General features: G+C 46.6%; 26 protein-coding genes. 8 read left to right on the forward strand and 18 right to left on the reverse strand.

Translation table 11 applies throughout. From position 1 onward, the window contains the following. Positions 1-15: 15 nt before the first annotated feature. From argF to B3F51_RS05365, 4 genes are all read right to left on the reverse strand, one after another. Positions 16-999 carry an ornithine carbamoyltransferase gene (gene argF, locus B3F51_RS05350; protein WP_070370458.1) on the reverse strand — a complete coding sequence of 328 codons (984 nt, stop codon included), beginning with the start codon at positions 997-999 and terminating at the stop codon, positions 16-18. 55 nt (positions 1,000-1,054) lie between these two features. Beyond that, positions 1,055-2,287: an arginine deiminase gene (locus tag B3F51_RS05355; protein ID WP_228881253.1), complete on the reverse strand. Its 1,233-nt coding sequence runs from the start codon at positions 2,285-2,287 to the stop codon at positions 1,055-1,057. Between the two features lie 139 nt (positions 2,288-2,426). Beyond that, positions 2,427-2,699, reverse strand: a complete 273-nt coding sequence (locus tag B3F51_RS05360) for a Veg family protein (protein WP_026395084.1) — start codon at positions 2,697-2,699, stop codon at positions 2,427-2,429. Positions 2,700-2,869: 170 nt separating this feature from the next. Then, positions 2,870-3,604, reverse strand: a complete 735-nt coding sequence (locus B3F51_RS05365; protein WP_070370456.1) for an HAD family hydrolase — start codon at positions 3,602-3,604, stop codon at positions 2,870-2,872. A gap of 121 nt (positions 3,605-3,725) precedes the next feature. Here B3F51_RS05365 and B3F51_RS05370 point away from each other — a divergent pair, with 121 nt between their 5' ends. Together B3F51_RS05370 and pheA are read left to right on the forward strand one after the other, a co-directional pair. Beyond that, on the forward strand, positions 3,726-4,361 hold the full coding sequence (locus B3F51_RS05370; RefSeq protein WP_070370455.1) for a lactate utilization protein: 636 nt from the start codon (positions 3,726-3,728) through the stop codon (positions 4,359-4,361). A gap of 1 nt (position 4,362) precedes the next feature. Continuing rightward, positions 4,363-5,259 carry a prephenate dehydratase gene (gene pheA, locus B3F51_RS05375; protein WP_250933645.1) on the forward strand — a complete coding sequence of 299 codons (897 nt, stop codon included), beginning with the start codon at positions 4,363-4,365 and terminating at the stop codon, positions 5,257-5,259. Positions 5,260-5,325: 66 nt separating this feature from the next. Here the strand turns inward: pheA and ileS are convergent, their stop codons facing one another. After that, entirely contained in the window at positions 5,326-8,424 is a 3,099-nt protein-coding gene (gene ileS / locus B3F51_RS05380) for an isoleucine--tRNA ligase (protein WP_286806278.1), read from the reverse strand. A 611-nt stretch (positions 8,425-9,035) separates the two neighbouring features. Here ileS and B3F51_RS05385 point away from each other — a divergent pair. Together B3F51_RS05385 and B3F51_RS05390 are read left to right on the forward strand one after the other, a co-directional pair. Continuing rightward, positions 9,036-9,626, forward strand: a complete 591-nt coding sequence (locus B3F51_RS05385) for a hypothetical protein (RefSeq protein WP_148638454.1) — start codon at positions 9,036-9,038, stop codon at positions 9,624-9,626. 221 nt (positions 9,627-9,847) lie between these two features. Then, positions 9,848-10,342 carry an ECF transporter S component gene (locus tag B3F51_RS05390; protein ID WP_070370449.1) on the forward strand — a complete coding sequence of 165 codons (495 nt, stop codon included), beginning with the start codon at positions 9,848-9,850 and terminating at the stop codon, positions 10,340-10,342. Positions 10,343-10,398: 56 nt separating this feature from the next. Here the strand turns inward: B3F51_RS05390 and B3F51_RS05395 are convergent, their stop codons facing one another. Then, positions 10,399-10,872, reverse strand: a complete 474-nt coding sequence (locus tag B3F51_RS05395; protein ID WP_084633523.1) for a gamma carbonic anhydrase family protein — start codon at positions 10,870-10,872, stop codon at positions 10,399-10,401. Between the two features lie 137 nt (positions 10,873-11,009). Here B3F51_RS05395 and B3F51_RS05400 point away from each other — a divergent pair, with 137 nt between their 5' ends. Next, positions 11,010-12,908, forward strand: coding sequence for an ABC-F family ATP-binding cassette domain-containing protein (locus B3F51_RS05400; protein ID WP_286945915.1), 1,899 nt, complete (start codon positions 11,010-11,012; stop codon positions 12,906-12,908). 37 nt (positions 12,909-12,945) lie between these two features. Here the strand turns inward: B3F51_RS05400 and B3F51_RS05405 are convergent, their stop codons facing one another. The 8 genes from B3F51_RS05405 to B3F51_RS05440 form a co-directional block, all read right to left on the reverse strand. Next, positions 12,946-14,433, reverse strand: coding sequence for a UDP-N-acetylmuramoyl-L-alanyl-D-glutamate--2,6-diaminopimelate ligase (locus tag B3F51_RS05405; RefSeq protein ID WP_286945917.1), 1,488 nt, complete (start codon positions 14,431-14,433; stop codon positions 12,946-12,948). A gap of 185 nt (positions 14,434-14,618) precedes the next feature. Then, positions 14,619-15,314 carry a DUF1638 domain-containing protein gene (locus tag B3F51_RS05410; protein WP_070370446.1) on the reverse strand — a complete coding sequence of 232 codons (696 nt, stop codon included), beginning with the start codon at positions 15,312-15,314 and terminating at the stop codon, positions 14,619-14,621. A gap of 22 nt (positions 15,315-15,336) precedes the next feature. Beyond that, a complete protein-coding gene (locus B3F51_RS05415; protein ID WP_286945920.1) occupies positions 15,337-16,041 on the reverse strand; it encodes a GntR family transcriptional regulator in 705 nt (234 codons plus the stop codon). A 28-nt stretch (positions 16,042-16,069) separates the two neighbouring features. After that, positions 16,070-16,720 carry a cobalamin B12-binding domain-containing protein gene (locus B3F51_RS05420; protein ID WP_070370444.1) on the reverse strand — a complete coding sequence of 217 codons (651 nt, stop codon included), beginning with the start codon at positions 16,718-16,720 and terminating at the stop codon, positions 16,070-16,072. A 249-nt stretch (positions 16,721-16,969) separates the two neighbouring features. Then, positions 16,970-17,749 carry a formate/nitrite transporter family protein gene (locus B3F51_RS05425; RefSeq protein ID WP_070370443.1) on the reverse strand — a complete coding sequence of 260 codons (780 nt, stop codon included), beginning with the start codon at positions 17,747-17,749 and terminating at the stop codon, positions 16,970-16,972. Between the two features lie 244 nt (positions 17,750-17,993). After that, complete coding sequence (locus tag B3F51_RS05430; protein ID WP_070370442.1) at positions 17,994-18,623, reverse strand: cobalamin B12-binding domain-containing protein; 630 nt, start codon at positions 18,621-18,623, stop codon at positions 17,994-17,996. A gap of 337 nt (positions 18,624-18,960) precedes the next feature. Beyond that, positions 18,961-21,171 carry a heavy metal translocating P-type ATPase gene (locus B3F51_RS05435; RefSeq protein WP_286945923.1) on the reverse strand — a complete coding sequence of 737 codons (2,211 nt, stop codon included), beginning with the start codon at positions 21,169-21,171 and terminating at the stop codon, positions 18,961-18,963. 24 nt (positions 21,172-21,195) lie between these two features. Continuing rightward, a complete protein-coding gene (locus tag B3F51_RS05440) occupies positions 21,196-21,507 on the reverse strand; it encodes an ArsR/SmtB family transcription factor (RefSeq protein WP_070370440.1) in 312 nt (103 codons plus the stop codon). 191 nt (positions 21,508-21,698) lie between these two features. Here B3F51_RS05440 and B3F51_RS05445 point away from each other — a divergent pair, with 191 nt between their 5' ends. Both B3F51_RS05445 and B3F51_RS05450 read left to right on the forward strand, forming a co-directional pair. Next, a complete protein-coding gene (locus B3F51_RS05445; RefSeq protein WP_286945925.1) occupies positions 21,699-22,856 on the forward strand; it encodes a uroporphyrinogen decarboxylase family protein in 1,158 nt (385 codons plus the stop codon). A gap of 11 nt (positions 22,857-22,867) precedes the next feature. After that, positions 22,868-23,020 carry a hypothetical protein gene (locus tag B3F51_RS05450; RefSeq protein WP_228881208.1) on the forward strand — a complete coding sequence of 51 codons (153 nt, stop codon included), beginning with the start codon at positions 22,868-22,870 and terminating at the stop codon, positions 23,018-23,020. A gap of 126 nt (positions 23,021-23,146) precedes the next feature. Here the strand turns inward: B3F51_RS05450 and B3F51_RS05455 are convergent, their stop codons facing one another. Both B3F51_RS05455 and B3F51_RS05460 read right to left on the reverse strand, forming a co-directional pair. Next, positions 23,147-23,974 carry a deoxyribonuclease IV gene (locus B3F51_RS05455; RefSeq protein WP_286945927.1) on the reverse strand — a complete coding sequence of 276 codons (828 nt, stop codon included), beginning with the start codon at positions 23,972-23,974 and terminating at the stop codon, positions 23,147-23,149. A gap of 47 nt (positions 23,975-24,021) precedes the next feature. Further along, positions 24,022-24,825, reverse strand: coding sequence for a ZIP family metal transporter (locus B3F51_RS05460; protein WP_070370437.1), 804 nt, complete (start codon positions 24,823-24,825; stop codon positions 24,022-24,024). Positions 24,826-25,050: 225 nt separating this feature from the next. Here B3F51_RS05460 and B3F51_RS05465 point away from each other — a divergent pair, with 225 nt between their 5' ends. Continuing rightward, positions 25,051-25,335: a hypothetical protein gene (locus B3F51_RS05465; protein ID WP_070370436.1), complete on the forward strand. Its 285-nt coding sequence runs from the start codon at positions 25,051-25,053 to the stop codon at positions 25,333-25,335. 137 nt (positions 25,336-25,472) lie between these two features. Here the strand turns inward: B3F51_RS05465 and B3F51_RS05470 are convergent, their stop codons facing one another. Beyond that, on the reverse strand, positions 25,473-26,570 hold the full coding sequence (locus B3F51_RS05470) for a 6-phosphofructokinase (protein ID WP_250933663.1): 1,098 nt from the start codon (positions 26,568-26,570) through the stop codon (positions 25,473-25,475). Beyond that, positions 26,567-26,707 (reverse strand): hypothetical protein, encoded by a 141-nt coding sequence (locus B3F51_RS05475; RefSeq protein ID WP_175440908.1) that lies wholly within the window; start codon positions 26,705-26,707, stop codon positions 26,567-26,569. Before B3F51_RS05475 ends, B3F51_RS05470 begins: the two co-directional genes overlap by 4 nt. Positions 26,708-26,745: the final 38 nt, after the last annotated feature.

The following is a 26,745-nucleotide window of genomic DNA, read 5'->3' on the forward strand; positions in this document are numbered from 1 at the left end:
TATCAATCGGGCCTTTTAGCCAACCAAAGAGGCGCACATGACGGCTTTGATGGTATGCATCCGATTCTCGGCCTCATCAAAAACCTTGGAATGCTTGCTGCGGAAGACCTCATCGGTGACTTCCATTTCAGCCAGCCCAAACTTCTCTTTAACTTCCCGGGCCACCGATGTTTCCTGATCATGGAAGGCCGGTAAACAATGCAGGAAGATGACCTCATCATTGCCGGTGGCCTTAATCATTTCCATGTTCACCTGGTAGGGCGATAACAGTTTGATCCGCTCAGCCATCTGATCTTCTTCGCCCATGGAAACCCAGACATCGGTATAAATGGCGTCAGCGCCCTTCACACCGGTGCTTATATCAGCGGTCAGGGTGATGGTTCCCCCGGTTTCTTCACAAAGGGTCTTCATTTCAGCGACCAAGGCTTCTTCCGGAAATAATGATTCCGGCGCTACCGCCACAAAATGCATTCCCAGTTTGGCACAACCGATCATCAGGGCGTTACCCATGTTGTTTCGGGCATCGCCGACATAGACCAGACGTTTGCCTTTAACACTGCCGAAATTTTCCTGAATGGTCAGCATATCGGCCAGCACCTGAGTGGGGTGATCCAGATCAGTTAAGCCGTTCCAGACTGGGACGCCGGAATGTTTGGCCAGCATTTCAACCGTCTCTTGTTCAAAGCCCCGGAACTCAATGCCATCATAAAAACGACCCAGCACGATGGCGGTATCCTCAATCGATTCCTTTTTACCCATCTGACTATTGGTCAAAAAGGTGACATTGGCCCCTTCATCAAAGGCGGCCACTTCAAAGGCGCAACGGGTCCGGGTTGAGGTTTTTTCAAATATCAGCACAATGTTCTTGCCTTTAAGCAGTTCGCCCACCACCCCTGATTTTTTCTTGGCTTTGAGTTCGGCGGCGTAGTCAATCAGATACTGGATCTCCGCCGGGCTAAAATCTTTTAATGTCAATAAATGACGTCCTTTTAAATTCATCATGTTTCCTCCGTTTATCGCTTGTTAAGCTTATTTTATAAATTAATTTTCGAAATCAAAACCCGTCCCGATACAAGGGCATGGTCATGCAGCGGGGGCCGCCCCGGCCACGAACCAGCTCAGAGGCTTCAATCCCAATCACTTCAATGCCATTTTGGGTGAGCACCTCATTGGAGCGCTCATTTCGGGCGTAGGCCACGATCACCCCCGGGGCAATCGCCAGGGTGTTGGTGCTGTCGTTCCATTGTTCCCGGGCAGCAGCAACCGGGTTACCGCCGCCACTTTCAATCAGGTTAATGGCTGGTAAACCAAGCACTGCTTTGAGGGCTTCTTTGAGACTGTCCTGCTTTTGATACTGCAGATAGCCGTCTTTTCCCGGCGTCATAATGACGGTTTCGACCTGTTCCAGAATCCCCGGGTAAACAATGAATTTATCGACGTCCACCATTGTAAAGACGGTATCCAGATGCATAAAGGCTCGGTTGCTGGGAATTTTTACGGCCAGCACCTTTGTGATCCCAATCTCGGCAGCAAAGAGGTTTTTGGCCAGTTCTTCCACCCCCTGAACCTCGGTCCGTTCACTGCAGCCCACCGCCACTACCGTCGGGCTTAAAATCAGGATGTCGCCGCCTTCCACCGAAAAGAAGTTGGTATCCTGGTAAAAGGTTTTATTGTCACAGTTTTTAAACAGCGGATGATGCTCATAAATCGCTGCCAGATAGCGACTTTCCCGTTTGCGGGTGCGGGTGGCCATGGCCGAAATCACCATTCCGTCATGAATGGTCACCGCCGGGTCGCGCATGAAATATAAATTCGGCAGCGGGTTTAAATAAAAGGCATAAGGTTCCGGGCCTTTTAAATAATCGGTCAAGACCAGATGCCGTTCCAGATGATCAAGCTGCTTTTGCAGCACTCCCGCAATCAACGCATCGCCCAGAGCATTGCTGTCGAGAGACATCAGGTATTCATTTAAAAACCCATCGATATAGTTGCCCGATGAGGGATTTTTATCAATCACTTCAGCTATGATGCTTTCCCGGACTGAGGTGTCTTTTAGTATATCTTTTAGCAGATCCTCAACATAGAAGACTTCGGACCCCCGTTTTCTTAAGATAGCCGCAAAGGCATCGTGTTCCTCCTGCATCCGCTTAAGCCAAGGGATATCTTCAAATAAAAGTTCTTTTAGCGAATCCGGGACAATCCGTTCCAGTTCTTTACCTGGCCGATGGAGCAACACCTTTTTGAGCTTGCCAATTTCCGATTCGATTTTCAGGTTCTTATCATTCATTTTTTTATCTCCAAAATTTTCAATACCCGGTTATTATACCATCGGTTTGCTAAAAAACCTACTAGAATTACGCAAGATTGTCGCAACAAAAAAAGAAGAACCGGAGTTCTTCCCTTTATGTGAATCGTTTATCTTGTCGTTATGAAACCAACAGTGCCCCATCCGCTTCATTCTCATCTAGTAATACAATTTTCACACTCTGAGTTAAGAGATCGGAATAACTAAACGATAGTTTCTGTTCTTTCCGTTGATCTTCTTGAACCCGGACGGTAAAAATACTGGGATAAGTGCTTTCAATTACCCCTTCTTTTTGGTAGAGTTTTTTCTTGCTTTTATGTGCTTCAAGTTTGACTCGTCTGCCCAGATAATTTTCCACCTCGCGTCTAATGTCCATAATCGTAGCTTTTGGCATGAACTTCACCTCTCTGTGGTTTTCTCTACGTTAGTATACCACAGATTAAAGCAAAAGTAAAATTTTTTATTATAACAAGACCTGGTTTTATTGTCAATATGTAAATTTGATTTTCGTTTACATATTGTTTAACGTTTACATTTTTTCATTGCTAAATTTTTTCCCGGGCCTTAGCGATGTTTTTTCTTCTGGGCATCGGGGTTGGGGTCCGGGTGTTCATTAAATACCGAGTACATTTCCCGACCGTAACGCAGGGCATCGACAATCCGCATCGGGTTATGGAGCCAAATGGCATCTTCCAGCTTGGTCAGAACTTCAAAAGATTCAAAGCCCCAGGTACATAAAACCGGCAGCATTTCGGCTCTGATCGCGGTTTCATAATCGACAGTGGAATCCCCGACGTAAAGACATTGCTGGGGTGTCAGCCCCATTTTGGCCACCAACTCCAGGGACACCGCCGGATTGGGTTTTCGCAGGGCATCTTTGGTAAAGCCCCGGACATCCACATAATCATACTGCCCTAGCAGGGCTTTAACCAATGTTTTGGCCTCAAGATCAGGCTTGTTGGTACAAACCGCCCAGGGGATATCATTGGCCTTAAGATAATCAAGCAGTTTGGTAATCCCCGGGTAGGGTTTGGTTTTTTTTAAATAGTTGGCGGAATACTCCGACCGTACCATCTCTGTCAACTTGTCAACAAAGGCTTCATCATCCCGATACTTTTCCGGCAAGGCATCCCGGGTCAGATTTCTAAGCCCTCTGCCAATAAACCGTTTTCCCACTTCATAGGAATGGGTGGGAAATTGATGATATTTCATAATCCCATTGACCGAATCGATCAGATCCTCCAGTGAATTGACCAGGGTACCGTCTAAATCAAAAACAATTCCTTTATACTTATGCATGACGTCCTCCTCTTCTGCGATTGCATGTTTTTTAATATTATACCCCATTTTAACAATAAATTTTGTTTTTTTAACAGCTTTGGATTATAATAAGATTATTCTTATCTCTGGAGGTAATATTTTGGGTTATAAGGAAGAGAATTATCAAAATCTCAGTAAATCTTTAATCAAAAAACTTGAAAAACGAAATTTTGAAGGCTACTATTGCCAAACTGCCAGTGAGGCCCTGGAACTGGCCCTGTCACTGATTCCAGAAGGTGCCAGCGTCACCCATGGCGGTTCCGAATCGATCAAGGAAATTGGCTTACTCGATGCGATTAAAAATGGCAACTATCAATATATTGACCGCAGCCTGGCTAAAACCCACCAGGAAAAAAGAGAGGTGGTGGCCCAGGGCGTACTGGCCCACACCTTTCTGACCGGTACCAATGCCATCACTATGTCTGGTGAACTGGTTAATATCGACGGACTCAGCAACCGGGTGGCCCTGATGTGCTTTGGCCCGGAACAGGTGATTGTTATCGCTGGCATCAACAAAGTGGTGGCCAATGTCGACGCCGCCATTTATCGGGCCCAGAACGTGGCGGCACCAATCAACGCCATCCGATTAAACGCCAAAACCCCCTGTTATGAGACCGGCAACTGTGCCAATTGCCATAGTGATGACTGCATGTGTGTCAATATCGTGACTACCCGTCACAGCCGCATTCCCGGCCGGATCAAGGTGATTCTGGTGGGCCAGAACTTGGGCTACTGAGATGCAGCATCAAGCCAATCCCATTGTTTGTTTAAATGAGGCCTTTGCGGTCTATCCCCATACCTTAAAAAAAGAACCGCGGGTGGCTTATGCCGGTACCCGGGGTTCTTATGGTGAAGAAGCCAGCCTGTCTTTCTTTAAACATGACTGTGAACTGTTTGCCTACAAGACCTTTGAAGATGTGTTTGTCGCTCTCAGCCAGGGGTCCATTGATTACGGAGTGCTACCAATTGAAAACTCCTCCACCGGATCAATTGCAGCCGTTTATGATCTGCTGTCCCGCTACCAGTATTATATCGTCGGCGAGCAGGAAATTAAGGCCAGGCACTGTCTACTGGCCCCCAAGGGCGCCAGTCTGGAGCGCATTAGCGAGGTTTATTCCCACCCCCAGGGTTTTTCCCAATCCGAGGAATTCTTAAAGGATTATCCCGACTGGAAATGCATTCCTTATTTCAATACCGCCATTGCCGCCGAGTACGTGGCCAGCCAGAACGACCCGACAATGGCAGCCATTGCCAGCAAACGGGCCGGGGAAATCTATAATCTATCGATTTTGGCGGAGAATATCAACTTTTCCCAGACCAACGTCACCCGGTTTGTGATAATTTCACGGCAGATTGAACTGTTTGAAAACCCCACCCGGGTCAGCATCGCCTTTCATCTGCCCCATCGTCCCGGGGCGCTCTATGAAATCATCGGGATCTTTTCGGTGTTTTCACTCAACCTCTGTAAGATCGAATCCCGGCCACTGTTAAAAGAGAACTGGGAATACCTGTTTTTTGTCGATTTCACCGGCAATATCTCCCAAAACACTCTGGTCAACCTACTGCCGATTATTCAGGAAAAGGCCGAATATTTTCAGTTTCTGGGCTATTATCCCCAGTATGAAGAAAAATAGGATTATTTCATTGCAAAAAACAACAAACCCCGATCAAGCATCACACCTGTTTGATCGGGGTTTATTTTATTTCTTTGTCAGTTCAATCCCGGTATCATGGCCATTGAGATTAAACACTTCCCCAACACCGGCCTTAACCGTAATCGTATCAGCCAGGGTTTCGGTTTTAATAAAATCAGTATAGATCTCAATCGCCCGATCCATCGCTTCATCACTGCTGTAAGTGATATCGATGCGATCCATCACTTCGAAGCCGTTGGCTTTTCGCAACTGCTGAATCCGGGAGACAAACTCCCGGGCACAGCCTTCATCGAGTAGCTCTTGTGTGAGGCTGGTATCGAGGATGACAAACTTATTGTTAAACATCTGGACATTGAAGCCTTCTTTGGCGGAAATCCGGATGTCGATGAAATCTTTGCGCAGTTCGAGGCTTTCGCCATCCAGCTCAATCACAAAGCTGCCGTCAGTTTCCAGCTTGGCCACCACCTCACTGGCTTCCACTGAAGCCAGGGCCTTGCCCAGCAGCTTGACATTCTTACCGAGAATCGGGCCCGCGACCTTAAAGTCGGGTTTTAAGGCATAGTTCATGAAGTCACCAAGATTATCTTCAAAGACGACGTTTTTAATATTTAGTTCCTCTTCAATCAGGACGCAAAGATCGCCCAGGGTTTCCCGGTACTTGCCATCGACAATGATCTTGGATAGCGGTTGGCGAACCTTGATCTGGGCTTCTTCCCGGGCACCACGACCGAGGCTGACCAGTTCCCGTACCAGATCCATCGGTTCTTCGATGGCATCCTGAATCAGCGCTTCATTGACGGTCGGGTAATCCGCCAGATGGACGGATACGCCATCGGTCAGCTTCTGATACAGTTCTTCGGTGATGTATGGCGCAAAGGGCGCACACAGCCGAACCACCCCTTCAAGCACTTCCCAGGTGGTGTTGTAAACGGCTTTTTTATCCTCCGTCAGTTCGGTTCCCCAGAACCGGCGACGGTTGCGGCGGATATACCAGTTGGATAAATCTTCGTTAACAAAATTCTGGATTTTTTTGACCGCTTTGGTCAGGTCAAAGACGTCCATTTCTTCCCGGACTTCTTTAACCAGACGGTTGTATTTAGAAAGAATCCAGGCATCAATTTCGGGACGATTGGCATAGGGCACAAAGAATTCTCTTGGATCGATGCTATCGGTATTGGCATACAGGGCAAAGAAATGGTAGGTATTTTTTAAGGTATTAAAAAATTTACTTTGCACCTCTTTAATCCCCTTGACATCAAAACGAGTTGGCGTCCAGGCCGGCGAGACATAAAGCAGATACCAACGCAGCGCATCCGCCCCATATTCAGAAAACATTTCAAAGGGATCAACCGTATTGCCCCGGGATTTGGACATTTTCTGGCCGTCGGCATCGAGGATCAGGTCATTGACTAGCACTTTTTTATAGGGCGCTTTACCGGTGACAAAGGAAGAAATCGCCAGTAATGAATAGAACCAACCCCGGGTCTGGTCAATCCCTTCACAGATAAAATCAGCCGGGAATTGTTCTTCCCACAGTTCTTTGTTTTCAAAGGGATAGTGATGTTGGGCAAAAGGCATCGAGCCGGAATCAAACCAGCAGTCGATAACGTCTTTGACCCGGGTCATCGTTTTGCCGCAATCCGGGCAGGTGAAATGAACATCATCCACATAAGGGCGGTGCAGCTCAATGCTTTCGTCAATCCCCTCAATGGCCCGTTCCACCAGTTCTTTTCGGGAACCGACGGTTTCCAGCTTACCGCACGCATCACAGCGCCACACCGGCAGCGGCGTTCCCCAGTAGCGACTTCTTGAGATCGCCCAGTCATTGAGGTTTTCCAGCCAGTTGCCAAAACGTTTTTCGCCGACAAAATCCGGGTACCACTCAACGCCATTATTATTTGCGATCAGGGTATCTTTGATCTTGGTCATTTCGATATACCAGCTCGGTTTGGCATAATATAAAAGCGGAGTTTTACAGCGCCAGCAATGGGGATAATTATGGAGCACCTTTTCTTTTTTGAACAGCTTGCCTTCGGCTTTTAACCATTTGATGATATCGAGATCGGCATCGATGACAAATTGTCCCTTCCAGGGGGTGTCGGTATATTTGCCGTCCTCGGCCACCGGCTGCAGCACCGGCAGATGGTAGGCCCGGCCAACCTTGTAGTCATCTTCCCCAAAAGCCGGGGCGATATGAACAATCCCGGTACCATCTTCGGTGGTGACATAGTCGGCACAGGTGACAAAAAAAGCTTTTTTATCGGGCGTCACAAAGGGCATCAGCTGATCATACTCAACGTACTCCAAGTCTTTTCCCTTCATTTCTTCAATGATTTCGTAGTCATCGCCCAGGAGTTTGGGCGCCAGCACCTTGGCGCAAATATACACGTCATCATTGCTGCGGGCTTTGATGTAATCGGCCTCGGGATGAACGGCCAGTGCCACATTGGCCGCCAGCGTCCAGGGGGTAGTGGTCCAGACTAAAAAGTATTCGTTGGCATCCTTGCGTTTAAAGGCCGCAACAACGGTGTTGCTTTTGATTTCCTGATAGCCCTGAGCGACCTCATGGGAGGCCAGACCAGTACCACAGCGGGGGCAATAGGGCATGATCTTATGCCCTTCATAGAGAAACCCTTCTTTATTGAATTTATCGAGAATCCACCAGACCGATTCAATATAATTGTTATCCAGGGTGATGTAAGGGTTTTCCATGTCAATGAAATAACCCATTTTGCGGCTCATTTCCTTCCATTGACCTTCGTAATTAAAGACCGACTCCTTACATTTTTCGTTGAACTTATCGATGCCATAGGCTTCAATTTCCGGTTTGCTGGACAGCCCCAGCTGTTTTTCCACTTCGATTTCCACCGGCAGACCATGGGTATCCCAGCCGCCTTTACGCAGCACCCGATAGCCATCCATGACCTTATATTTACAGACCGTATCTTTCAGTGTCCGGGCCAGCACGTGGTGGATTCCGGGACGGCCGTTAGCCGTTGGGGGACCCTCATAAAAAACAAAGTCCTGTTTCCCCGCCCGGTTATCAATACTCTGCTGCAACAGATTCATCGCTTCCCATTGTTTTGAGATTGCATCTTCTCTGTCGCCAATTTTTCCTTCTATTAATGTTTTAAACTGCGCCATATTTCTACCTCCATTAAGTCTCTCTTAGTTTACATAACTGCATTGCTTAATCTGTGTTTATTTTCTGCGCTTAAGTAATACGCTTTGGGATCACGCAATCCGTAATCGCACAAGACTCGCCAAACACAAAAAACGCCCCCTGAAAAATCCAAGGGACGAAAAATCGCGGTACCACCCAAGTTGGCAGCAACTGCCCACTCCATGAAGTTAACGATTCCCCGGGATTTCCTAAGCTTAATTAACCAATGGCCAACTTAAGTCTTCAGAAATCCTGTTCAAAGGTGATCTCTCTGAGGTATCTTTTGACAATCTTTCACCGAAGTGATCATCTCTCTGTTAAAGCATTCCCCACAGCGTCCTTATCCTGACATTTATTTTTTTAGTTAGTTGAATACAATAGTTAATAACGATTTAAAAGTAAAAAGGTCTGTTTTATATTCTATCCAATATCCTTAATAAAATCAAGTTTTTTGAAATGTTTATTCAAAAAATTAAGAATATGGGTTATAATAAGGGCGAACTATTCATTCGTTACACAGATCATTGGGAAACAAAACGATTTGACTACCGCCGTTTCCAATTGATCTGTCCATTTCCAAAAAGGAGTCATTATGAAAACACGTTATATTATTCTTTCGGTTGTCCTAATTGGGGTTCTGATTGCTGGCGCCGTCTTTATGATCCCAAAGCTGATGAATGACGAAAAAACGACCGATCAAAAAACAACCGCTGAAGAAACAACAACGACCAAACAACCTGACCAAATTAAAAATAATCTGCCGGATACCACCGCTACCACTGCTATTGTGGTGCCCCAGGACATGCAAACGGTCATTTCCGAAAATCAGGCCGATCTCTATGTTGATGAAGCCGGTCTACTGGCGGGCAATTATCCCATCCAGATGGTTCCGCTGTATGGCGTAACCAGCGTTTCCGAATCGAACCAGATCACCACCGCCGCAGGCAAACCAGGCTGGAAAGCGGCCTATGTTTCGGATTTTTCCACTGATGAAATCCTTAGTTTTTACCAGAGTCTGCTGGCTGTCGCCCCGGATTATAGCGAGGAAACCGTTTCTGAATCCACCAATCTGAAGGGAACTGTCAGCGGCTATACCATCAGCCTGACCATTTCCCCCAACAATCCGGATAAAACTGACCTTCCCGGTGTGAGTGCTGTCAGTATCTTTATTGAGCAGGTTTGATGGGTTCAGATTTTTAAAAAAATCAGGTCATTCAAACCCTTGTATTCTAAAAATAATATGGGATAATTCTATACTAAGCCAAGGGTTTTCTGCGGCTTAGTATTTTTTATCGGCAATTGCAAAAACACCTGGCCGCTGTGGCCTGTTTTCACCCATCATGATTGCGCAATCTTGATCCATTTTGCAAATGCCTGGCATTTTTTAGAAAACGAGGAAAGAAAATGAACGAACAAACCAGAAAAATCACCTACACTGCCCTGATGATGGCCCTGACTTTCATCATGACCTCCCTGATCAAGATTCCCCTGCCGACCGGTTACATCCATCCCGGCGATGGGGCGGTACTGTTATCTGCCTATATCCTGGGGCCCTGGGGCGGTCTGATTGCTGCCGCCATCGGCTCGGCCAGCGCTGACTATTTTGGCGGTTACGGCGCCTATGTGCTGCCGACTTTTATTGCCAAAGGCTCAATGGCCTTTATTTTTGGCTATCTGATGAAGCGTTTCCCTGACAAAAATATCCTCCTTGGGATGTTCCCGGCAGTGATTGCCATGACGGCCGTTTACTACGTTTCTGAAGTGATTATGTACGGCAATATTGCCGGTCCGCTGGTCAACGTCCCGTTTAGCCTGTTGCAGGGCGTATTTGGGGTTGTCCTGGTCACCATTTTACACAAACCACTGGAACGCTTTCGCCTGACCCCGGTCAAGTTTTAACCATCTAAAAAAGACCCCTTGGGTCTTTTTTTATTTGCTCAGAGTTAGCAGACGGTTTACATATAACCCTTCATGGTATCCAGATATTCTTCGGCATTGTCCCGGATGCTCTGGATTTCTTCCGGCTTCAGTTCCCGAACCACCTTAGCTGGGCTGCCCATGATGAGTGAGTTGGGCGGAAAGACCTTGCCTTGAGTCACCAGTGAACCGGCACCGACAATGGAGTTATCGCCGATTTTGGCTCCGTTAAGAATAATCGCCCCCATCCCCACTAAGACATTATCCCCGATTTCGCAGCCGTGAATAATGGCATTGTGACCAATGCTCACGCCAGCACCGATGACTGTGGGATAACCTGGAGCCACGTGCACCACCGTACCATCCTGAATATTGGTGCGATCGCCAATGGTAATACTGTCCACATCCCCCCGGATGACTGCCTGAAACCACACCGAGATAAAATTACCCAGCTTTACTTTACCCACTACATCGGCACTTTTTGCAATAAAAACGGTTTTACCCAACATCATTCTGTTCACCCCACCTTAATCTACTTCGAATTATTATGACTACATGATACTATTTTCAGGACTTTTTGTAAAGTTTTTCCAAGATCCCCCAATTTATGATAAAATATCAGCAAAACAAAAACACAAAGGACGAGTCAATGAATATAGCCAGTATTGAGAACTTAAAAAAAACCTATGGGGTCAAAACCCTTTTTCATGATATTTCTTTTTCCATCGCCGACACTGACAAGATCGGGGTGATTGGGGTCAACGGCTCTGGTAAAACCTCGCTGCTTAAGATTATTGGAAGCCTCGACAGCCCCGACGCTGGTGCAGTTAAATTTTTTGGCACCAAGCGGGTCGAAATCCTGCCCCAGGATCCCGATCTTAACCCGGATACCACGGTGCTTTCCCAGGTCTTTTGCGCCAACTCGCCGGAAATGAACCTGGTCCGGGATTATGAGTCCACCCTGGCCGCCCTGGAAGATTCCCCGGAAGATGCCCCCCTGCAAAAGCGGCTGCTGTCGTTATCTCAGCGTATTGATGACGAAAACCTCTGGAATCTAAAATCCCAGGTCGAAACAATCCTCTCCCAGCTGGGTATTCACGACTACCATAAAAAAATCAAGCAGCTTTCCGGTGGCCAGCGCAAACGGGTGGCGATGGCCTCGGCCCTGCTGACACCTTGTGATTTGCTGATTCTCGATGAGCCGACCAATCACCTCGACAATGACACCATTGCCTGGCTGGAAAACTACCTGTTAAACCGCAAAGGGGCGCTGCTGATGGTAACTCATGACCGTTATTTTCTGGATCGGGTGGTGAACCGCACCATTGAACTGGACAAAGGCCAGCTCTATGAGTATACCGGCAATTATTCAGACTTTTTAGAACAGAAAGCCAATCGCCGGGAAGCTCAAAACGCCATTGAAGCCAAGCGTCAAAACCTCTACCGCCGGGAACTGGCCTGGATCCGCCGGGGGGCCCGGGCCCGAACCACCAAACAGAAAGCCCGAATTCAGCGGTTTGAAGAAATTAAAGACCAGGCCACCGATCTGTCCGAAAATCAAATGGAAATCTCGGTGGGCTTTTCCCGGCTGGGTAAAAAAGTCATTGAAATCGAGCATTTATGCAAATCCTTTGGCCCCCAGAAAATTATCAGCGATTTTTCGATGATCCTCGGTCCCAGTGAACGGATTGGGATCATCGGTAAAAACGGATATGGCAAATCGACCCTGCTCAATCTTTTGGCCGGAAAACTTAAGCCGGATAGCGGCACCATCACCCTGGGGGATACCGTTAAACTCGGTTATTTTTCCCAGGAATCCGAGGATATGGATCTGAGCCTCCGGGCCATTGATTATATCCGGGAAAAAGCCGAAGTCATGGAAAATTCCCGGGGTGAAACGGTCACCGCCGCTCAAATGATGGAGCTTTTTCTGTTTGATAAAAACAGCCAATGGGTGTATATCTCCGAACTCTCCGGCGGCGAACGACGGCGGCTCTATCTGCTGGGCATCCTGATGATGGCTCCCAATGTATTGCTGTTTGATGAACCCACTAACGATCTGGACATTGACACCCTGACGATTCTGGAAGCCTACCTGGACGAGTTTCAGGGCTCGGTACTGACCGTTTCCCATGACCGTTATTTTCTGGATCGTACCTGTGAACAGATTTTATCTTTTGACGGTAAAGGCCAGATCACCAGCCAAACCGGGAATTATTCGGACTATATCAAAAAACATCCCCTGACTGGCCTGGGTACCAAAGACAATAGCCCGGAACAGCCGGAGAAAAAAACCGCCGCCCCGGCCAGTGAAAAACCGAAAACCCGCAAGCCCGGCCTGACCTATAAGGAAAAACGGGAGCAGGAAGCCCTGCTGCTGGATCTCGAAGCCAAGGATCAACGACTGGATTTTGTCACTCAGAAGCTGTCAGAAACCACCAGGGATTACACCGTCTTAGAGGAACTGGCCAACGAAAAGGCCCTACTGGAAGACGAATTGCTGGCCATCATGGATCGGCTGGAAACTCTGGAAAACCTGGAAAAATGACAAAAGCGCCTCATGGGCGCTTTTTGCTTGTCCTTTTCTAATTATCGGACTTCCCTTTCAACCGGGCAACGGCTTCCCGGGCGGTGTCCCATTCGTTATAATAGAGGGTTTCGTCTTTCATAATCTCCTGTTTTTCATGGCCTTTTCCAGCCAGCACCAACACATCTCCCGGACCGCACAGGGTAGCACCATAATAGATCCCTTCCTGCCGGACTTCAACCGTGGCAACCTGATCGGTTTTCTCCCGAACCCCCGCCACCACCGCATTGATAATATCCATCGGATTTTCACTGGCAGGGTTGTCCGAGGTGACCACCACCATATCGGCATAGGTGCCAGCGATCCGGCCCATGATTGGCCGTTTTTCCTTGTCCCGGTCGCCGTTACAGCCAAAGACCAGAACAATCCGACCCGAAAATATTTTTCGCACCGACTGGAGCAATTTCTCCAGCGAATCGGGCGAATGGGCGTAATCAATGACCACATCAAAGGGGGCTTCCACATCGAGAATTTCCATCCGGCCGGAAACCCCCGGCATCGTCGCCAGGGCCTCCCGAATCACGCTCATCGGCACCGCTTCGGCGACGGCGACACAGATGGCTGCCAGGGCATTATAAACCATGAACTCACCGGGAATATTTAAAAACAGTTTTTCTTGTGCCACTGGAGTAACCAGTGTAAACGCCGTTCCCGTCGTTTCCAAAACCAGATCTTTGGCATAATAATCGTTCCCTGGTTTTAAGCCATAGGTAATCACCGACGTCGCCGATTTTTGTGCCAGCAGTTCACAGAGCTTCTGCCCCCAGGGGTCATCGCCATTGACAATGCTAGCCTTGTTTTGCTGAAAAAAAAGTTTGGCTTTCGCTTCGAAATAATTTTCAAAGGTTTTATGATAATCCAGATGATCCTGGGTCAGATTGGTAAAAATACCATAATCAAAATCCACCCCATTGACCCGATCTAGAGCCAGACCATGGGAAGAAACTTCCATAAACAGATGACTGCAACCGCCATCCTTCATTTCTTTAATAATCTCCTGGACTTCCAGCGATTCCGGGGTCGTCCGGCCTCGATTATCAACCACCTGGTCGCCAATCAGATTATGGATGGTGCCAATCAAACCGCATTTCTTACCTTCGCTTTCAAAAATATGCTTAAGCATATAGGTCAGCGAGGTTTTTCCATTGGTTCCGGTAATCCCGGTGACCAACATCGACTGCGATGGCTTCCCGTAAAAGCAGCTTCCCAGGCTTCCCAGCGCATAGCGGGAATCAGCGACTTTAATGTAGCAGACCTCCGGCTGATAGTCAGCCAGATCATTTTGGTAAACTACGGCAACCGCACCACCATCGATGGCATTACCGATATAGCGATGCCCGTCTGTGACGTAGCCAGGGATGGCCACAAACAGACTGCCGGGGACGACTTCCCGGGAATTATAGCAAATTTTTTCTATCTCACAGTCCGGTAGACTGTTTCTTACTTCGATTATTTTTAGTTCGTTTAACAATAGTTCCAGTTTCATTGGTTTTCCTCTCTTGTTTATCATCCGTAAAACTCATTTATTATTATACTGTTTTCCCATTTGTCTGTCTACACCTGTATGACTGCCGGGAGTCAACCCTTTGGCACAATAGTCTGCGGCAACACAAAATAAAAAGAGAGACACGTTTTTCGTATCTCCCGAGTAAGTCAATCAAATCCGCATTTTTACATTTTAAACATATTGGCACAGGATGCCACAACACATTCCACCCCAAAATCGTCCTTAGTCACTTCCTGTCCCGGCTCGATCACGGCCACCCGGTGATCCCATTTAAGCGACAGAAACATTTCCAGGATTTCCACATCACCCTGGGTGATTACAAAATCCAGTTTCAGCACCTGGCTTAGGTGGCGGGCACAATGAATCCACTCATCCAGATCATAGGCACCTGAATCAATCATCATCAGGGACTTGTAGTTTTTAAACATAATTTCCATGATCATTTCAGCCCGCTTGGGCCCATATTTGTTGATGGCATAATGATATTCTTCTTTTAAAGACTTTTTCCCCATCATCCAACCGCGGGTGATAAAGTAGGTTTCACCCCGGATCGATTTGAGTTTCTCCTTATTATGAAGCAGAATCTGGATACAATCCTCAGAGCGCAACAGCGCCAATCTGGCATGGTCACTACGCAATCCGATCAGGGCTTTGCCGCAATTCCCGTAGCTGAGCAGAATGGTGTCGTATTCCTGATGACGGTTGATCTCTTTTTGCAGTTCCTGATTTAGCATATCCGGGTTGTTATGAAGTTCTGCACTCATCCAAATGGTGTCATAATTGATGCCGGTATTTTTCATCGCCAAGCTCATCTCGTCCTGAATCATTCCACACGCAATTAATAAGATACTTTCTTTCATCCCATACCTCAGTTATTCATAACTAATCGAAGGAAGCGACTGCCTCCAACCCTGAATCGTCACCGGTAAAGTACATAAGACCCCATCCAATGGGGTGATCTTTTTCATCCATCAGCTTCTGTTCCACCACCAGCACCGGATCACCTTCCATGATATCCAGCACCTGACTAACTTCGCCGGTTGCTGCCATGGCCCGAATCTTCAGCTTTTTGGTCATCGCAAAAATGGAGTTCTTTTTGGCCACCATTTCGGGAAAGGTCGCATAGCGAATTTCTTTCTCGACAATCGGAATGCCCCGGTAATACGGAATATACTTAACATCAAAGGCCTTTACCACCCCATCGCTGACAAATACCCGTTTGACCACGATGACATGTTTGTTTTCGGAGATTTCCAGGTTAAAGCCCACCTCATAGCTGGGCTTCACGACGTTGACTTCAATCAGTCGGATTTCCTCACCTTTTTTTTCAGTCGTCATCATTTCATCAAAATGAAGGGTGTACGAATCCAGATTCGGCTCACAAACATAGTTTCCTTTACCTGGTATGGAGTAAATATACCCTTCATTGACAAGTACAGCTAACCCTTTTCTGACCGTCATGCGACTGACATTAAATTCTTCACAGAGAAGATTCTCAGATTGTATGGCATCACCCGGTTTAATTTCTTCACTGGTTATTCTATTTTTTATTGCATCGACTATTTTTAAATATTCGGGGGATCCCATTTCTCTACCACCTTGGTCTATTTTCTATTTATTGTTTTTTTCCGGTTTTTTCAATCATCCATAATTTGCATTTCTCGACCCCAGTCATCACATCTTTAGTGGCAAAATCGGCACCAACTATCTGAGCTGCCTTTTCATCAATGACAGCACCACCGATAATGACCCGGTAATCATCCCGGATGCCCCGGTTAACCAATTCACAGACTACCGCCCGCATTTCATAAATGGTTTCCTGCTGCATACCACTCATGCCGATGATATCCGGTTTGACGGTTTCAATAGCTTCGATGACCTGATACAGCGATACATCCGTCCCTAAATCAATGAGTTCGAATCCGGCAGTTCTGGCAAAGGAACCAAAAATATTTTTGCCAATATCGTGACAATCTCCAAACACCGAAAAAAGCAATAGTCGCCCGATCTTATTTTTAGGGGTTACCTTAGTAACTTCTTTTAATTCTTCCAGCTCCATCACTTCCTGAAAAATGATCCCGGCAAAAATCAAATCCGCAATAAAATAATCACTGGTTTCGTATAATTTACCAACCCGTTCCATTCCGGTTTGGAGCCAATTAAAAATGTCAATTGGTTTAAACCCTTTTCGAATAGCAATCCGTACCAGTTCCAGGGTTCGATCCTCATATAATCCTTCGATGGATCTTACAATGCTATGTTTCATAATTTAAGTTCCACTCCCTTAAAGGTGTAAATTGAATACCACCACCACGTTTATCAACCTGGCTTTATCTAAATGATCACACCTGGAATTTCTAGTTTAATATTTTTCAAAGTTCTTTTAATTATAACCTAAATTATTTTTTTTGATAATGGTATAATTGATATTTATCATACAAATTTTTATTTCTTTAAGTTTAGAGGCCTTTGCTCTTCTCTTAATGAAGAGCAAAAGTTACTAAACTGTCAACTTTTATGCCGCTGATTTTTTAGCATAGGTAAAATGATAGCAAGCAGGAATGATAACGGCCCCACCAATAATATTTCCCAAGGTTACTGGAAGAATATTGTTCAGAAAAGCCTGGGCCCAGGTTACATCTGCGCCGCAGAAGATCCCCATGGGAATAAAAAACATGTTGGCCACACTATGCTCAAAACCAGACAAAACGAAGAGCATGATGGGGAACCAGATCGCAAAGATCTTACCGATGATATCTTTGGCCCCGGATTGCATCCAGACCGCCAGGCAAACCAGCATGTTACAGAAAATCGCCCGGATGATCACTGGCATTAAAGGAATCGCACATTTTGCTTCGGCAATGCCAATAGCTTTTGCTGTCATCGCTTCACCATAGAGACCGCTTTGTGACATTAAATAAGCCAGTAAAACAGATCCCACCAGATTGGCTGCCCAGACCACACCCCAGTTACGCAACATTGCGCCGACGGTAATTTCTTTTTTGAAAAGTGATAAGGTCATCAGGTTGTTTCCAGTAAACAGTTCTGCACCACAAATAACCACCAGCATCAGGCCCACCGGGAAAACCCCAGCCCCAATATACTTGGCAAAGGTCGCTTCAAAACCAGTACCGGCACCCGATGTAATAACCGTAAAACCATAAGCCCCAAAACCAATAAAGACACCAGCAAAAATACCCAAAACGAGCATTTTACTGATTGGCAGCTTGGCTTTATTATTACATCCGTTCACCATGTTCTCGCAGATTTCTGCGGGACTAAAAAAATTATTCACCCTCTCCTCCTAAACATAAAGTTTTCCGATTTTGATGAAATCGTTTGTCGAAATTATACCATACTTATATCGACCTGTATATACAAATATCTACAAATCTTATAAATTTAGCGCTAATAAAGATGTCTCTATTTGATCAAGAGTCATCCTATTTCTCTTTCGTGTAAATAAAAAAAGGATAAAGATCCGAGCTAACGCTCCCCTTTATCCTCGTATTTTTATTTTATTTTGGGGTTATTAAGGCTTAGACCCATCCCTGACAGATTTTAACGCCTTCTGCTGCATTGGTGGTAAATTGATCAGCACCCACATATTCACAGGATTCTTTCGTAACCGGATTTCCGCCAATGATCACTTTAGCATCGATGCCAGCAGCTTTGAGCGCATCGACCGTTTCTTTCATCGAATCGATCGCTAATGTTAAGACTCCACTCATACCAATGATCGCCGGATTGCAATCTTTGGCTTTCTCGACAAAGATTTCTGGAGCCACATCAATCCCCAGGTCAATCACTTCAAATCCTGCCGCTTCCGACATACTCTTAAAGATATTTTTTCCGATATCGTGTAAGTCACCATGAACCGTTCCGATAACGATCGTTCCAGCAACTGCTGAATCATCACCGCCTAAAACCGGTTTTAGCACATTGATAGCTTCGGTTAACAATTCGCCAGCAAAGATCAGATCGCCAACAAAATATTCGCCTTTTTCAAACAGATCACCAACCAGTGCCATACCACCCTGACAGGCAGCAACGGCTTCCTGTGCTTCTGCTTCAGAAGGATTCGTCGCCACAAAATCATTGAGCAGATCCATTACATCTTCTTCTTCTAAATCTCCAACTGCCTGTGTTAATACCTTTAAATCCAGCATTTTAATACCCCTTCTTTAAAAAAATCATCTCATAAAAAACTTGTGTGACATGTGTGTACATGTTTAGTCGTATGATACACCTTTAACATCCGATTGTCAAGTAAACGCTTCCAATTCTGACGGGTAAATTTTAACCAAAAAAAATCGCCGATAAACAGCGATTGCGGTTGTCGAAAAACTCCCGTACCGACCAATTGTTAATCTGTTGTACGCTGCGGAATCGGACAGGCGTTGCCGTGTCCGCTCCGATGCGTACAACATGATGTAACAATTGTCGGTACTAGGTTATCTTTTTTGACAGTCTGAATCGCTGATAAACAGCGATTTTTCATTTTTTCTATTTTGTTTTCTGCCAGCTTCCCCGATAACGGAGAATCCGGGTGGTATTTAAAATAGTCAGGATGGCGGCACCAACATCGGCAAAAATTGCCAGATACATCTCACCCATGCCAAAGAAGGTCAAAGTCAGTACCGTAATTTTAATCCCCAGAGCCAGAACAATATTCTGAATCATAATCCGGCGAGTATATTTGGCAACGTCCACCGACTTGACAATATCCATGGGATCATCCTTCATCAGAATGATGTCGGCTGCCTCAATGGCGGCGTCTGAACCCAGGGCCCCCATGGCGATCCCCGCATCAGCCATCGCCAGCACCGGGGCATCGTTCATGCCGTCGCCGACAAAGATGGTTTTACCCTCCGGATTGTCAGCCTTGATTCGCTCAAAGGCCGTCACCTTATCCTGGGGCAGGCAATCGCCCATCACTTCATCAAGCTGCAGCTGCTGACCGATCTGGTTGGCAACCTGGGCATTATCCCCACTGAGCATCACGGTTTTTTTGACGCCCAGTTTTTTGAGCTGTTGCAAGGTGGCAAAGGTATTATCTTTGACTTTGTCCCCCAATACCAGGTACCCAGCCAGTTGCTTATTGATGGCAATATAGACAATGGTACCCGCCTCATCATTTTCGGCCAGTTCAATCTGATGATCGATCAGAAGACTCTTATTTCCAGCCAGGATTACCTGATTGTCCACTTCCACCCGGGTACCTTTGCCGGGAATTTCGGCATAATTTTTTAACCGGGTTTCATCAACAATAATTTGGGCATGGGCCGTAATTGCCTTGCCAATGGGGTGGTTGGAATAGTGTTCCCCGGCAGCTGCGGCCGCTAACACTTCTGCTTCGCTAAAGCCTGGAGCCGCTACAGTTTTGATGACCTTGAATTCACCCTGAGTCAGGGTTCCGGTTTTGTCAAAGACAAAGACATCCGCTTGATAAAGAACATCCAGATAATTTCCACCCTTAATCAGAACCCCTTCCTTGGAAGCCCGGCCAATCCCACCAAAATAACTGATCGGAATCGATAATACCAGGGCACAGGGACAAGACACCACCAGAAAGATCAGGCTCTGATAAAACCAGGTTTCCCAGGACGCACCAGGAATCAGAAGCGGCGGAATAATGGCCATAGCAATTGCTGAAAAGACCACAATCGGGGTATAATAATGAGAAAACCGGGTGATGAATTTTTCGGTTTTACCTTTTTTATCACTGGCTTCTTCAATCAGGTGCATAATTTTCATGGCCGTGGAGTTTTCGTAGTCTTTCGTCACCCGCATCTTCAGCACCGCATTACCATTGATCATCCCGCTGAGGATTTCATCCCCCTTTTCGACCTTCCGGGGATAGGATTCACCCGTCAGCGGCGAGGTATCCAAATGGGAAATCCCATCCATGATGATCCCATCGGCAGGGATTTTTTCGCCGGGTTTGATCACCAGCACATCACCCACCTTTACTCGTTTGGCATCAATAACTACCTCCCCTTCGGGGCCAACCCGATTGGCAGTAATGGCATTAAAGCTGATTGTTTCGGCAATTGAACGGCGGGCATTGTCGACAGCCCGATCCTGGAAATATTCGCCGATACCAAAAAAGATCATAACCCCAGCAGCTTCCGGCCATTCGGTTAAAACCAGGGCCCCAAAGGTGGCGATGGTCATCAGAAAATTTTCATCAAATATCTGACCTTGTCCGATGTTACGAAAGGCCAACAGAATCACCCGATACCCGGCCAATAAATAGGCCCCCAGAAAAATCCCAATCGTGACGACTTCCAGATTTGCGGGCAGAAACGCCTGAAACACAAAACCCAGAATAAACAATCCAATGGCCGTAATCAGTTCCAGTTTCTGCCGTTTATCCATATCGCCCAGAGCTCCTGCGTGGGAATGCCCTGCGGATTGAGATTTCTCACCCGAATGATGAACATGTTCGTGACCATGACCCTCACAACCACAGGGCTCGGCTGCTGCCGTTGATTTGCGATTTTTGGAAACCACAACATGGGGCTCCAGCGAATGCACCAGTTTGACAATGGCATCATAGGTTTCGTCCTGAGCAAATCCCTCCCCTTCATCAATCACCAATGATCCGGTGGCCAGAGACAGACTGGCTGCCTGAACATTTGGCATTTTACCAACCAATTTTTCAATTTTTCCGGCACAATTGGCACAGTTAAGTCCTTCTAAAAATAGCTTCATGCTGATAACCTCTTTTCAATACTCCTAATGATGGCTTAAATGGGTGATGGTTAAGAGGACAATCACTTCCACGTGCGCATCATCCAGATGATAAAATTTCATTTGACCTTCTTTTCGATAACTAATGATCCGTTTGTCTTTAAGAATTCGCAATTGATGAGATACCGCCGTTCGGGTGACATCCACCAGGTTGACAATATCATTCACACACAACTCGCCATTTTCAAACAGCGCCGAGACGATTTTTATGCGGGTTGGATCACCCAGTACCTTAAAAAATTCAGCCACCTCAAACAAGGTTTCCTCGGTATGATCGTTTTTCAAAACTTTACTCATTGTATCTCCTTAATATGTGAACACTTGCTCACTTATTAACATCATAGTAGCACATTTTGGTGCCCGAATCAAGCCTTATTTTCAAACACTTTTCGTCTCAATAAAGATTGACAATTGTCAAAAATAATGATAATTTGAACACATACAATATTTCAGCTGATTTCAACGCAAAAGGATAAAGGTCGCAATAAATGAGTGATGCCAAAGGATTATTGGACGAACGATTGATCCGTATTGAAAAAGCCGTAAATCTGGAAAAACCAGACCGGATCCCTATTTTTGCCTTAAACAGCCCGGAAGTGGCGGTGGACTATTGTGGTCAGCACCTTAAAACAGCCACCTGGAATCTGGAGATTCTCCGGGAATGTCTGCCCGTTTACTATCAGGATATGAAGGTCGATGCCGCCTTTGCGGCTTTTTTGCGCTGTCCGGGAATGTACACCATCATCGAATCTCAGAATTTCGTGCCCAATAAGGATGGCTTTATGCAGCATCCTGAAGTCTGCGGAATGCTGCCCAGTGAGTATGAAGAGCTGATCAAGGATCCCTTTAAAACCCTGGTAGAAAAGGTTCTGCCCCGGCAGTACAAAGCCTTTGCAAAACCCGGAATGCTGGGCGGACTCAACCTGGCCAAAGGAGCCCTGAGTTATCTGCGCCACAGCCAGATTTTAAAGGAAATTGATGCCCATTGCCGTGATACAGCGGAAGTTCCAATTATTTCTGACAATATGATCGAAGCCCCCTTTGATTTTCTGGCCGATCAGCTCCGCAGTTTTATGGGCATTTCGGTGGATATGCACCGCTGCCCCGAACTGGTGGAGCAGGCCTGTGAAGCGCTGCTGCCGCTGATGCTACGCTGGGGGGTGACTAGCTATTCCGGTCCGCCAAAAAGAATCCCTGCTATTTTTATGCCCTTGCACATGCCCGCTTTTTTAAGTCCCCAGCAGTTTGAGCGTTTTTACTGGCCGACCTTCTCCCGATTGGTCAATACCCTCACTGGGATGGGTTATACCGTCGCCTTATTTATTGAGGGGAATTGGTCGAAGTTTTATGATCACCTGACCAGTCTCCCCCCCCATGTGATCGGAATTTTTGAATACGGCGACATGAAGACGATTAAAGAAAAGGTCGGTAAAACCATGTGCGTCATGGGCAATTATCCCATTGAAGTCCTGAAATCCCACTCCACCACAGAGTGTATCGATATTGCAAAAAAGATGATCGATGCCGGTGCACCCGGCGGCGGCTATATCTTTACCACCGGCAAAGCAATTATCCGGGGCAAAGGCCTGGATCTTAAGAAACTCCAGGCGGTTCATCAATATGTAGTCGATCACGGAAAGTACTAGCGAGGTATGATATGGAAACCATTGACTCTGAATATCTGAACTATTTTAAAACCCATATGGCCCAACATCCAGAATTAACCGAAGCGGATGAAAGCATTATGGCGGATCCCTGGGACATTAATGAAGATGTCCTGTTGGGTTATGTATTATCCTTATTAATCTAACTCGATTAAAATCACAGCGCCAGTATCACAGCGCCAGTAAAGGATTAGCTCCAAACAACAAAAAAGCAGAGATGGGTCAGCCATCCCTGCTTTTTTTGTTATATTACGCCGGATTTTCCCCCGGATCTAAAAAGATCGGAGCAATTCGATTTCTTTTTGATAATCCTGCGTATCTGCCTGGGGCGTTTCCAGAAAAAAAGGCAGGTCTTTTAGTTGGGGGTGGATGACAATCTGCTTAAAGGCATTAATCCCCAGGGTTCCCAAACCAATCTTTTGATGGCGGTCTTTGTTGCTGTTAAACGGCATCATGCTGTCATTTAAATGCAGGCATTTGAGATAGTTCAAACCGATGATCCGCTCAAAATCTTCCAGCACCCCCTCCAGATTTCCGACCACATCATATCCTCCTGAGTAAACATGACAGGTATCCAGACAGACCCCCATTTTATCTTTTAATGCCACCTGATCGATGATCCTTTTTAATTCGTCAAAACTTCGGCCGATTTCAGTGCCCTTGCCGGACATGGTTTCCAACACTACGGTGGCCTTCTGCTCGGGCCACATTTCCTCATTGAGAATCTGGGTGATCCAGCTAATGCCTTGCTCCACCCCCTGTCCGGTGTGGCTGCCGGGGTGAAAATTATAAAGCTCACAGGGCAGCTCTTCCAGTCGCAGCAAATCTTCTTTAAATACCATCCGGGCAAATTCCCGGGTCTTCGGAGTAGCCGAACACATATTTAAGGTGTAGGGCGCATGAGCCAATAGGTCACCAAACTGGTGCGCTAGCATAATCTGCCGGAGTCCGGCCACATCCTCCGGGTCGAGTGCTTTGGCCTTACCACCCCGGGGATTTCGGGTAAAAAACTGGAAGGTATTGGCTTTAATTTTTACGGCTTCCTGACCCGCCTTCGTAAATCCACCCGCAATTGACAGGTGGGGTCCGATTATTAACATTTTTTCTCCTCGTTCGCTGGTCTCAATTTAACTATTAGTCTTAATTTTTATCCCAAAGCCACATCCAGAATCATCATCAGGGTGAAACCAAACATGACGCCGATGGTAGCAATATCGCCTTCATGACCCAGCCGAGCTTCCGGAATCAACTCTTCTGCCACCACATAGATCATGGCACCGGCGGCAAAGGCCAGGGCAAAGGGCAGCATCGGGGCGATAAAGACTACTGCGGCTGCCCCAATCACCGCTGCAACGGGCTCCACCATACCAGAGAATTGACCAATCAAAAAGGCCTTGCGTCGGCTCATGTTTTCTCGCCGCAGGGGAATCGATACCGCTGCTCCTTCCGGGAAATTCTGCAGACCGATCCCCAAAGCCAGCGATACGGCCCCGGCCAGGGTCATTGCCGGAGAACCGGAAGCCAGACCACCAAAAGCCACCCCCACCGCCAGACCTTCGGGAATATTATGGAAAGTAATTGCTAAAACCAGCAATACACTGCGTTGCCAGGAGGTTTTAATCCCCTCCCGGTGATTGGTACCAGGATGAACATGAGGCAGCAGGCGATCCACCAGCCAAAGGAAAAAACCGCCCCCCAGAAAACCCAGAGACACAATCACATAAGCTGGCAAGGGACTTCCCTCGGCCATCTCAATGGCTGGGGCCAACAGCGACCAGAAGCTGGCAGCAATCATCACCCCGGCGGCAAAACCCAACATGGCATTTAATACCTTAATGTTAATTTCTTTGAAAAAGAAGACCAGAGATGCCCCTAAAGCGGTGACAAACCAGGTGAACAATCCGGCAAATAGAGCCAGCAAAACTGGCGGATATTCCAATAAAAAGTCCATTTACTCGCTTCACTTCCTTTCGTTACAGTGGATAATTTAAATCATTCTAATTTATTATCAAGTATACTATAAAATGGCGTCAAAAATCCATTCTTTCTTTTAAAACGGTTTCGCCCAAATTTCTTGTCTGGTTTTGCAAATAAACCTTGTTTATTTGGCTTCCCGCTCCTATAATTAATTTATCAGTCGGCACCGGCTGAAATAACGCTGAAGAAGGTAATAACAATGAAAAAAAGTGAATTAATTACAGTCTTTAACACGGTTCAGGAAAAGTTTGAAGATGCCATTACCGAAGAATTTTTTCTGCAACGACTCAAACCGTATGCTGATGAAGATGGTTTTGTCGATTACCACAAACTGGCAATGTTCGCCCACAACGAATCGCTGGCTTCTGCAAAAGGTTTCTTTTTTGAAGTCCTTTCAGAAATTTTAGTCGACGACGATGATGTGGTGCTCGAAGAAGATCTTGACGAAATCACCAGCGACACCCCCGAAGTAACTCCAGAATAAGAACTGAGTAATTTTCTACTGCAGTCTTTATCCGCAGTTATTAAATTATCCTGATTTCCCTTAATGCCCAGGCAGAAATACTTTTCTGTCCGGGCATTTTTTTACTAAACACGAATCACCTTGGCAGTGATCCCCGGTCATTCGCCGAAGGATACCCCCAGACTTTTGGCCACCTGAATCAACTCCGAATCAACGCCCACTTGTTTATTGTTGCCGATCACCTCTTCCAACGGGGCACTGGTCATCTTGCCATCCTGGAGCGCCACCATATTTCCAAACTTACCCTCAGCAATCAGCTCCACCGCTGCCACCCCATAACGGGTCGACAGGAGTCGATCATAAGCCGAGGTAATGCCCCCCCGCTGAAGATGACCCAAAACCGTACTGCGAATTTCGTGATCAGTGATTCGTGCTTCCAGCGCTATGGCCAGCTTATTGCCAATGCCTCCGAGACGCACCGGATCCGGAGAGTCACTGACAATTTTGGCAACCGTCAGCTCCCCACCCTTTTCCATGGCCCCTTCGGACACCACAATGATGCTAAAGGGCAGGCCCCGCTGGCTGCGCTCATTCATTTTTGTGACAATGGCATCCAGCGAAAAGGGTATTTCCGGTATCAGAATCACATCGGCAGAACCGGCAATCCCGGCATGGAGGGCAATCCAGCCGGCATTTCGACCCATTACTTCCAGAACCATAATCCGATGGTGGGACTCTGCTGTTGTATGCAGCTTATCCAGGGCATCCACCACCACATCAACTGCTGAATTAAAGCCAAAGGTCACATCCGTTTTAGATAAATCATTATCGATGGTTTTAGGCACCCCAATAACCTTGACTCCTTTCCTGGCAAAATCCCGGGCACTGGTCAGGGTCCCGTCCCCGCCGAGAACCACCAGGACATCCACCCCTTCTTTCTTCATATTTTCTACCGCCACATCGGACACATCTTTTCTAACACACTGGCCATTTTCTTCCACCTGGTAGTCAAAAAGATTATCCTTATTTGAGCTATAAAGGATGGTTCCTCCTTTGTGGAGAATTCCTGATACGCTATGGGCATCCAATTTGATAAAGTCATTATTGTATAACCCCCGGTACCCAAACTTATAACCAATCACCTCGTAACCGTAATTGGCGATCGCCGCTTTGGTTACTGCCCGAATTACGGCATTCAAACCGGGACAGTCGCCACCACCTGTTAGAATTCCAATTTTTTTTACCTGATTGTTCATTGTTTTGCTCCATTTCCTGGGTAAATAAATTTAATCTGCCCAAACCAGCCGTCTTTCGTTGCCATCAACCAGCCCGATGCATGATCGGGATCTTTATGCAACTCTAAAATAGCATTGATCCCTTCGATTGTTATCATCTCATACTGATATTATGTTTTTGACCAACTAAATTGAC

The sequence above is a fragment of the Acetobacterium sp. UBA5834 genome, assembly GCF_002435675.1.
Classification (GTDB): Bacteria; Bacillota; Clostridia; order Eubacteriales; family Eubacteriaceae; genus Acetobacterium; species Acetobacterium wieringae.

Bases quoted from the DNA above. Each gene is read 5' to 3' on its own strand.
- argF (WP_070370458.1), bottom strand. From the start codon at position 999: ATGAATTTAAAAGGACGTCATTTATTGACATTAAAAGATTTTAGCCCG.
- B3F51_RS05355 (WP_228881253.1), bottom strand. From the start codon at position 2,287: ATGAATGATAAGAACCTGAAAATCGAATCGGAAATTGGCAAGCTCAAA.
- B3F51_RS05360 (WP_026395084.1), bottom strand. From the start codon at position 2,699: ATGCCAAAAGCTACGATTATGGACATTAGACGCGAGGTGGAAAATTAT.
- B3F51_RS05365 (WP_070370456.1), bottom strand. From the start codon at position 3,604: ATGCATAAGTATAAAGGAATTGTTTTTGATTTAGACGGTACCCTGGTC.
- pheA (WP_250933645.1), top strand. From the start codon at position 4,363: ATGCAGCATCAAGCCAATCCCATTGTTTGTTTAAATGAGGCCTTTGCG.
- ileS (WP_286806278.1), bottom strand. From the start codon at position 8,424: ATGGCGCAGTTTAAAACATTAATAGAAGGAAAAATTGGCGACAGAGAA.
- B3F51_RS05385 (WP_148638454.1), top strand. From the start codon at position 9,036: ATGAAAACACGTTATATTATTCTTTCGGTTGTCCTAATTGGGGTTCTG.
- B3F51_RS05390 (WP_070370449.1), top strand. From the start codon at position 9,848: ATGAACGAACAAACCAGAAAAATCACCTACACTGCCCTGATGATGGCC.
- B3F51_RS05395 (WP_084633523.1), bottom strand. From the start codon at position 10,872: ATGATGTTGGGTAAAACCGTTTTTATTGCAAAAAGTGCCGATGTAGTG.
- B3F51_RS05400 (WP_286945915.1), top strand. From the start codon at position 11,010: ATGAATATAGCCAGTATTGAGAACTTAAAAAAAACCTATGGGGTCAAA.
- B3F51_RS05405 (WP_286945917.1), bottom strand. From the start codon at position 14,433: ATGAAACTGGAACTATTGTTAAACGAACTAAAAATAATCGAAGTAAGA.
- B3F51_RS05410 (WP_070370446.1), bottom strand. From the start codon at position 15,314: ATGAAAGAAAGTATCTTATTAATTGCGTGTGGAATGATTCAGGACGAG.
- B3F51_RS05415 (WP_286945920.1), bottom strand. From the start codon at position 16,041: ATGGGATCCCCCGAATATTTAAAAATAGTCGATGCAATAAAAAATAGA.
- B3F51_RS05420 (WP_070370444.1), bottom strand. From the start codon at position 16,720: ATGAAACATAGCATTGTAAGATCCATCGAAGGATTATATGAGGATCGA.
- B3F51_RS05430 (WP_070370442.1), bottom strand. From the start codon at position 18,623: ATGCTGGATTTAAAGGTATTAACACAGGCAGTTGGAGATTTAGAAGAA.
- B3F51_RS05435 (WP_286945923.1), bottom strand. From the start codon at position 21,171: ATGAAGCTATTTTTAGAAGGACTTAACTGTGCCAATTGTGCCGGAAAA.
- B3F51_RS05440 (WP_070370440.1), bottom strand. From the start codon at position 21,507: ATGAGTAAAGTTTTGAAAAACGATCATACCGAGGAAACCTTGTTTGAG.
- B3F51_RS05445 (WP_286945925.1), top strand. From the start codon at position 21,699: ATGAGTGATGCCAAAGGATTATTGGACGAACGATTGATCCGTATTGAA.
- B3F51_RS05450 (WP_228881208.1), top strand. From the start codon at position 22,868: ATGGAAACCATTGACTCTGAATATCTGAACTATTTTAAAACCCATATG.
- B3F51_RS05455 (WP_286945927.1), bottom strand. From the start codon at position 23,974: ATGTTAATAATCGGACCCCACCTGTCAATTGCGGGTGGATTTACGAAG.
- B3F51_RS05460 (WP_070370437.1), bottom strand. From the start codon at position 24,825: ATGGACTTTTTATTGGAATATCCGCCAGTTTTGCTGGCTCTATTTGCC.
- B3F51_RS05465 (WP_070370436.1), top strand. From the start codon at position 25,051: ATGAAAAAAAGTGAATTAATTACAGTCTTTAACACGGTTCAGGAAAAG.
- B3F51_RS05470 (WP_250933663.1), bottom strand. From the start codon at position 26,570: ATGAACAATCAGGTAAAAAAAATTGGAATTCTAACAGGTGGTGGCGAC.
- B3F51_RS05475 (WP_175440908.1), bottom strand. From the start codon at position 26,707: ATGATAACAATCGAAGGGATCAATGCTATTTTAGAGTTGCATAAAGAT.